The sequence below is a fragment of the Bradyrhizobium vignae genome (assembly GCF_004114425.1).
Lineage (GTDB): Bacteria > Pseudomonadota > Alphaproteobacteria > Rhizobiales > Xanthobacteraceae > Bradyrhizobium > Bradyrhizobium vignae.
The window spans coordinates 1-7,650 of sequence record NZ_RDQF01000112.1; the positions used below are offsets into that span (position 1 = coordinate 1).

The 7,650-nt window shown below is 60.5% G+C and carries 6 protein-coding genes and 2 pseudogenes; 3 read left to right on the top strand and 5 right to left on the bottom strand.

Features of this window, described 5'->3' with window-relative positions; translation table 11 throughout:
• Nucleotides 1-117 precede the first annotated feature (117 nt).
• Nucleotides 118-419: pseudogene (locus EAV90_RS38560) on the top strand (DUF968 domain-containing protein); the annotation flags it as partial.
• Between the two features lie 522 nt (nucleotides 420-941).
• Here EAV90_RS38560 and EAV90_RS38570 read toward each other — a convergent pair.
• Nucleotides 942-1,862 carry a sialate O-acetylesterase gene (locus tag EAV90_RS38570; RefSeq protein WP_129146416.1) on the bottom strand — a complete coding sequence of 307 codons (921 nt, stop codon included), beginning with the start codon at nucleotides 1,860-1,862 and terminating at the stop codon, nucleotides 942-944.
• Between the two features lie 334 nt (nucleotides 1,863-2,196).
• Between EAV90_RS38570 and EAV90_RS38575 the strand changes: the two genes are divergently transcribed.
• Nucleotides 2,197-2,889 (top strand): phosphatase PAP2 family protein, encoded by a 693-nt coding sequence (locus EAV90_RS38575; protein ID WP_164937294.1) that lies wholly within the window; start codon nucleotides 2,197-2,199, stop codon nucleotides 2,887-2,889.
• Between the two features lie 504 nt (nucleotides 2,890-3,393).
• Here EAV90_RS38575 and EAV90_RS38580 read toward each other — a convergent pair.
• The 4 genes and pseudogenes from EAV90_RS38580 to tnpA form a co-directional block, all read right to left on the bottom strand.
• Nucleotides 3,394-4,224, bottom strand: a pseudogene (locus EAV90_RS38580) (IS481 family transposase); the annotation flags it as partial.
• A gap of 64 nt (nucleotides 4,225-4,288) precedes the next feature.
• Nucleotides 4,289-5,509: an IS66 family transposase gene (gene tnpC, locus EAV90_RS38585; protein ID WP_129146420.1), complete on the bottom strand. Its 1,221-nt coding sequence runs from the start codon at nucleotides 5,507-5,509 to the stop codon at nucleotides 4,289-4,291.
• Between the two features lie 122 nt (nucleotides 5,510-5,631).
• Complete coding sequence (gene tnpB, locus EAV90_RS38590) at nucleotides 5,632-5,988, bottom strand: IS66 family insertion sequence element accessory protein TnpB (protein WP_129146418.1); 357 nt, start codon at nucleotides 5,986-5,988, stop codon at nucleotides 5,632-5,634.
• A complete protein-coding gene (gene tnpA, locus EAV90_RS38595; RefSeq protein WP_129146419.1) occupies nucleotides 5,985-6,416 on the bottom strand; it encodes an IS66-like element accessory protein TnpA in 432 nt (143 codons plus the stop codon). Before tnpA ends, tnpB begins: the two co-directional genes overlap by 4 nt.
• A gap of 189 nt (nucleotides 6,417-6,605) precedes the next feature.
• Here tnpA and istA point away from each other — a divergent pair, with 189 nt between their 5' ends.
• Nucleotides 6,606-7,529 (top strand): IS21 family transposase, encoded by a 924-nt coding sequence (gene istA / locus EAV90_RS38600; protein WP_245509735.1) that lies wholly within the window; start codon nucleotides 6,606-6,608, stop codon nucleotides 7,527-7,529.
• Nucleotides 7,530-7,650: the final 121 nt, after the last annotated feature.

The following is a 7,650-nucleotide window of genomic DNA, read 5'->3' on the forward strand; positions in this document are numbered from 1 at the left end:
CGCGCAACCACGATCCGCCGCCAGGAAACATGGTGGTGTGGCGAGGCCTAACACGCCTCAATGACATCGCCTTCGGCCTCTCAATCAGAACTCGTCGACGATGTGGGTAATTGAAAGCATCACCGGACGGTTACAGAGCAGCCCTGCCTTGTCTGCAAGCGAATCCCATCGGATGCCCACCACATTAAGTTCGCGCAGCCGAGAGCGCTTGGGCGCAAGGTCAGCGACGAATTCACGGTCCCGCTTTGTCGAATTCACCACCAGGCTTTGCATCGGCACGGCAAGAAAGGGCCTGGTGGGCCGACATGCAGATCGCCCTGTTGCCCATCGCAGGTGAACTATGGGTGGTAAGTCCGATCCATAAGAGCGCGAACGCCGGCAAGCAAGGCGCCCTCGGCAAAGAGGCGGCGGCGCAATGAAAGGTCTAGTCTAGCGGGTGCGGGCACCATCTTTAACTTTAGCAGGGGACGGGTGCGCACAATTGTGCATCCCCGGCTATTAACGCAAAGATGCAAAGATTAGCATCACACGCGGTAGACCTGGACACGATAAACAGTGCTAGGGCGCGTAGCCCCTGATCCCGTGCATTCCGGCATCATGCCGTACACCCGCTCGGTACCGGAGAGGTCGAGAAAAGCCTCGTCGATCGACAGCGGCTCGACCAGCGGCCAGCGCAGCGGCGCGAAAAGGAGCCATGCACTGCAGCTTGCCAACGTGGGACCACTTCGTCGGAACGGCCGAACAGAAGCGCAAAACGGTTCGCCGCCGAATGGTTTCGTTACTTCGGGCGAGAGCGACCTAGCTCGCACGTCCAAGATGATAGCGCACTCGGCTCGCTTTGCACCACCTCATCGTACATCACGATTGTGCACAGCCGTAGCCTTGTGGTGCAGCACCTTCAACAAGAGTGTTGGCTGACCAGATCACAGCCTCGTCTCACCTCAGGGGGCGGTTGAACGAATCAGGTCTGCCCACGCTCTCGCGACCTTCTGTTCTCCAGACGAGCCGAAATGACAGTCGTCATATCGATCCAGAGCGTCAAGCAGGGCGTCTGAGTTAACTCCGGGTCTCAGATTGCTAGCGGGATCGGGGAGGCCCAATTGAGCGCGCGCTATCGGGTTATCGGCGGAATGGAAGCGCGTTCCACCGTTGCTTGCTCCCAGGCACTTGGTTGCGATGGCAACGTATACTGGTGCCCCGACTCCCTGAGACCTCAAGGAGCTGACCAGCGATAAGAATCGATCGTGGTAGTCCTTCTCGTTCGTTCTCTTCACATAGTCGATCTCACCCTGGACCCAGAGGACGTGCGTCACGAGATAACCCCGCTGCTGCAGCTGGCTCGCTGTGTCGGTCATGGTTCTGTTCAGATCGCCGCCGGGCCCCCAACGGGAGGCTTCCGCGCCGCTGATGGCTAGGGGCGCCAGTATGACTTGGTCGAACGATCCGCGATCCAGCAGAAGGTTGCCAAGTTCGGTCCAATATTCCCCGCCAACGCCGTCAGCTCCCAGCAGTGGCGACGCAGCGACATAGCATCGCCCATCAAAGAAATTTGCAATCGCACCTCCATGTTGCGAGCGGAACCGCTGGCCCCCGTGATTCCCAGCGTTTGATTGCCCCATTAGCAGCAGCACGGCCGTACGGTCCGTCTGCTGCGGGCAGGTGACAGCCTTCTTCTGATCGCCCGATGCAAGCCGGCCCGCCTGATCAAATGTGTAAAGGTCGTCGGGAGCCGTCCCGCCCGCGCGAGTTTTCAACGCATGAAAAAAAGGAAGCGGGAATAATTTATGGTTAGCGCTGTACGCTCCAAACAAATAACCAGCGGTCAATAGAAGAGTCGCTAAAAAAAAGCCCTCACGCGACATGTGCATTCGAACACCTGCAGCTCGGCCCCCAGCGTGCGTTGGAAATTAGCGGAAGGATGGGTGCTGCGAAAGGGCCTGCCGAGCAGTGAGTTACTCTGGCGCCTGCTGACGCGGAGACCTTATCGACGGTTGGTCAATCGCTCGCGTGGTACAGCTCGGCCGTGAAACTTCGGCCGTGCGCCTACACCTCATCAGCCCACAGGAGCTGACATCTGGCGCGCATCTAGACGGGGTAAGCGGAGCACCGGGCCTGATGCGGCCCTTCCTCACACATCAATTGCCAAGTATAGTGCCTGATCGAAGCCGGGGGCTATTCACGTTTTCTCCGGGTTTCATGAACATTGATCTGCTTCTCCTGAGACTTGTCAACAGCGTCGCTCATCGCTCATCGAGCTTTGATGCGTGGGTCAGTTTTTTGGCCGATCTCCCGCTGCTCAAGGGTGCGGTTCTGACATCTGTTCTCTGGCTGGTCTGGTTCCAACCCGACCGCGATAAGGAACTGCATCGCGCGCTAGTGATTTCAACCCTCCTTGCGACGATCGCATCGCTGGCTCTGGCGAAAGTCATCCGGTCCGTGTTGCCATTCCGAGTCCGACCCATTCATGACGCGACGAGCGGCTTCATACTGCCTTACTACGTCTCGAACGAGACACTTTGGAACTGGAGCTCATTTCCCAGTGATACAGCTGCTATGGCATTTGCTTTAGCCGGGGGGATGCTGATGATGCGCCGTCAGTGGGGCTACACTGCCGCACTCTACAGTCTAATCGTGATTTGCATCCCGCGCATTTACCTAGGTTACCACTATCCGTCGGATGTTGCTGCGGGCGCCTTATTGGGCGGCCTATCTGCATTTGTTATGAGCTGTTACCCAATCAGGTCGCGCCTAAGCCGCCCGGTTCTATCGTGGAGCCAGCACTATCCGAGTACGTTCTATTGTGCATTTTTTGTTCTAACGTATGAGGTTGCGACGGTCTTCGAGAACACGCGCCAAATTCTCGCTGCCGCCGGGAAATTGTTTCGATAAGGCGAGCTCTCATGCCGTCGGTAGCGGCACTCCGCTCGCAAAGCGTCCGGAGGCGCCTCCGCGGATCGGCAATTCATAAGATCGGAGCCAGGCGGCCGATCAGGTACGTCACGTCGATCCTGCGGCACGCCTCACGTTCTAACAGGAGGCTCGATTGCATCGGATCTTTATTTTGTGTACGAGGGCCCGGCCCGTCTCGTTTGACAGACGCGTTCAAATCCCGTGCAGATCTAGCGCCTCGACAAAGAGGTGATTACATGGACAGCGTTGCCCTCGTTTACTCCATCCCCAGACTTTGCGGCAAGAGCGGCTAGCATTCGCTGCGGGTTTGGTTCCACGTAGCTCGCACTATTGAGCAGGGGCACAAGACGACCACTGATCGTCCGCTTCTCCGTGCCTTCTCGTTCTCTCGGACCGATGTCGAGAGGTACATTATTCGTTGCGTTTGCCGAATTGGCCTCGAATTTAGCGTTCAGCTAAACCCCTAAGCGCGTTTGCGGCAGACTAGGTGTTTAGTCCCGGCATTTGCTGGAGCGGATTGAGTTTGAATCGTTCTGGCTGGGAAGTCCAGCATTTGCAGGTGTATTCGTAGGGTGTGAGGCCCTTCAGGGTCTTCAGCCGCCGAGCGTAATTGTAGGCGGTGATGAAATCGGCAAGGTGAGCTTCGAGCTGATCGTGTCGATCGTAATGGTAGCGTTGGACTGTCGCTTCCTTGATCGTGCGGTTCATGCGCTCGACCTGGCCATTGGTCCAGGGATGCTTGATCTTGGTCAGCCGATGTTCGATGCCATTTTCCTGGCATCGCATGTCGAACATATGCGTCACGTATCTTGCCGTCGGACCGTCGGCATAGCGCGGCGGGAAGGTGAACTGGATCCCATTGTCGGTGAGCACCGTGTGGATCTTGTAGGGGACGGCCGCGATCAGAGCTTCGAGGAAGGCCGAGGCTGAGGTCCTTCCGGTCTTCTTGACCAGTTGCACGAAGGCGAACTTGCTAGTGCGATCGATGGCAACATAGAGGTAGAGCTTGCCTCCAGCGGTCTGGAGCTCAGCGATATCGATGTGGAAATAGCCGATCGGATAAGCCTTGAACTTCTTCTTCGCAGGCCGATTGCCCTCAACCTCCGGCAATCGGCTGATGCCGTGGCGCTGGAGGCAGCGATGCAGGGATGACCGCGTCAGATGCGGGATGGTCGGCTGCAGCGCATAGAGGCAATCGTCGAGCGGCAGCAGCGTAGGCTGCCGGAAAGCGACGATGATCGCCTCCTCCTCGATGGAAAGGATGGTCTACTTGGCCTCCTTAGGGCCAGTCGAACGATCGGCGACGTTGTTGCGTGTTCCAGCCGATCGTGATCACGGTTTCCAGCCGATCGTGATCGCTATTTCGTAAGCGTCGTTCTCAGGCCACGGCTTTGAGGGCTTGAGCGCGGAAGGCCCAGGGCAGTAGCTGGTCGATGTCGCGGTTGGGATGCCCGTTGACGATCCTTGTTAGGACGTCGGTGAGATAGGCGAGCGGATCAACGTCGTTGACCTTGCAAGTCTCGACCAAGGTTGCAACGACCGCCCAATGTTCGGCGCCACCGTCGGATCCGGCAAACAGCGCGTTCTTGCGACTGAGCTTGATGCCACGGATTGATCGTTCGACCGTATTGTTGTCGAGTTCGATGCGGCCGTCATCGATGAAGCGCGTCAGTCCTTGCCAGCGTGAGAGGGCGTAGCGGATGGCCTCGGCGAGCTTGATCTTCTGGCTGATAAGAGCCAGCTTGGCGCGCAGCCAGGCTTCGAAGGCATCGGCCAGTGGTCGGCTCTTCTGCTGCCGCACGAGGCGACGCTCCTCGGCGCTGCGGCCGCGGATCTCCTTCTCGATCGCATAGAATGCTGCAATGTGCTTCAGCGCCTCGCTTGCGATCGGCGCGGGGCCGGCTGTCGCGAGTTCGTAGAAGTTGCGCCGCATGTGCACCCAGCAGAAGGCGAGCTCGACCTCGCCACGTTCGGCAAGCTTTGGGTAGGCGTTGTAGCCATCGACCTGCAGGACGCCCTTGAAGCCGGCAAGATGGCTGAACAGCCGCTCGGCTTTGCGGTCGGGTGCATAGACATAGGCGATGCCGGGCGGATCGAGACCGCCCCAGGGCCTGTCGTCGGCGGCATAGGCCCAGAGCTGGCCAGTCTTGGTGCGCCCTCGACCGGGATCGAGCACCGGCACCGTCGTCTCGTCGGCGAACAGCGGAGTCTCACCTTGATCGCCGCCGCGCAGTCGGGTGACGACAACGCGGAACTGCGCCGGCACCAGGTCCAGCCGCTCGCTCTTGTCTTCGCCGATCTGATGCAGGTCGCCCCTGCAGCACGGACAGGTCTTGTCTTCGATATCGACGACGACCTCGATCCGCGGCAGATGCGCCGGTAGTGCTCCGCGATTGTTGCGGCGCTTGCGTGCGCGCTCCGCCCGAGCTGTCGCGTCTTGGCTGGCTTCCGTACAGGCCGCAACCTGTTGGACGTCCTCGAGACCGAGCAGCATCTGCTCCTCGGGAAGCGACTCTGCCTTCCGGCCAAAGCGATGACGCTGCAGCTCCTTGATGATCTGGCGCAGCCGCTCGCTCTCGTGCCGCTCGGCCAGCAGCATCGCCTTCAGCGTCTCGGGATCATCAGGAAGGTTATGGCTCACAGGCAAATCAGAGCATATTCGCGCCTGCCTGACGACGTGCTCGATGCCCCTGATTCACTTCGCCGCAGCGCGGCCCACAATTATCCGGCTTGCGTCGGGACGATCGTCTCCTGTGCCGCGTGGACACGCCGCCAATCAAGCCCTTCGAGCAGCGCCGACAATTCCGCCGCCGACAAACGCATCACGCCATCCTCGATCTTCGGCCAGCGGAAGACGCCTTCCTTGAGCCGCTTGGCGAACAGGCAAAGACCTGTCCCGTCCCAGAAGATCAGCTTGATCCGGTCCGCCCGCTTGGCACGGAACACATAAACAGCACCCGAGAACGGATCGGCCTTCATGTGCTCGCGGACCAACATAGCAAGCCCCTCGATTCCCTTGCGGAAGTCGACCGGCTTGGTCGCCACCATCACCCGGACAGTTCCGGACGGGCCGATCACCGGCTTGCCTTCAGCGCATGGACGATGGCGGCAATCATCGCCACGTCCGCGCCGCGGCCGACCCGGATAATGACGCCTTCGGCTTCGATCTCGATGCCCCCGAGATCCGGTTTGGCCTTGCGTCGCGCTGTCTTGCGCTCATGGCCAACAGCCACGGCCGGTACCACGGCGTCTACCACCGCCGGTACAAACGGCGGATCGTCAGCCATCGGCGTCGGCAACCGGCGTGCTTGCCGGCGCCAGGTGAACACTTGTTGTGGGGTCAGCCCGTGTCGCCGGGCAATCTCGGAAACGACCGCGCCTGGGACCAGCGTCTCCTCAACGATCCGGGCCTTCTCGTCCTTGGAGAACCAACGACGGCGTCCCGTCTCCGTGATCACTTCCAGCCGGCGCGCCGTCACGTCCGAGTTAAGCGCATGGTCAAGCATAGACACAAGCCGATCCCTTCAAAGAGATCGTGAAACTCGCCTATCCCATGTGCCGCGAGAAGGTGGGCTATTTCCAGCGATCGTGATCGGGGACAACCGGGAGGCGCACACCGCTGACAGTCTGCAACCGGGGTAGCTCGGTCTTTTGCCCAACCGCAGAGGATCGAGATCCCGACAGAGAGACTGTCCATGCGCCACATTCGTGAAGTTCTACGCCTGCACTATAGCGTCGGCATGTCGCAACGCGCCGTTGCCCGCAGCCTCGGTCTGGCCCAGGGCACCGTCAGCAAGTACGTGAACCGAGCCCGCCGCGCCAGCCTGACCTGGCCTTTACCGCCGGAGCTGGATGACGACGTCCGGCTCGAGAACCGCCTGTTTCCACCGCCTTCCGATCGACCCAGCGACGAGCGTCCGCATCCGGATTGGGCGCTTGTCCATCGCGAGCTGCGGCGCCCGAACGTCACGCTGATGCTGTTGTGGGAGGAGTATTGCGACGCAAACTCCGACAGCTTCAGCTACGCGTGGTTCTGCGAACGCTACAGGGAATGGACCGGCCGTCTCAAGCCAACCCTGCGCCAGGTTCATGTCGCCGGCGAGAAGCTGTTCGTCGACTATTCCGGCCACACCATGGAGGTGGTTGACGGGCTCAGCGGCGAGGTGCGCAGCGTGCAGATCTTCGTCGCCGTGCTCGGCGCCTCGAACTACACCTACGCCGAGGCCAGCCTCACACAGAGCCTGCCGGACTGGATCGCCTCGCACGTCCGGGCCTTTTGCTTTTTCGGCGGCACGGCCCGGCAGACGGTAAGCGACAATCTGAAGGCCGGCATCATCCGGGCCTGCTTTCACGAGGCGATGGTCAACCGGACCTATGCCGATCTCGCCCGCCATTTCCGCACCGCCATCGTGCCGGCACGGCCGTATCGGCCGCGCGACAAAGCCAAGGTCGAAGTCGGGGTCCAAATCGTCGGGCGATGGATCCTGGCGCGCCTGCGCAACCGCCGCTTCTTCTCGCTCGCCGCCCTCAACGAGGCGATCCACGCGCTCCTTGTCGAGCTGAACGATCGACCGCTGCGCAGCTGGGGACGAAGTCGGCGCGACCTGTTCCAGGTGTGAGTGGCGGAGTAATTCTCCCCACTTATGGCATTTGAAAATTCCCCAGTTTTCGTGACGGCCGACCGGCCAGGGCATGCCCTGGCCGGTCGGCCGTCGCGTCGAATCGCCGACGTTCCTCCTG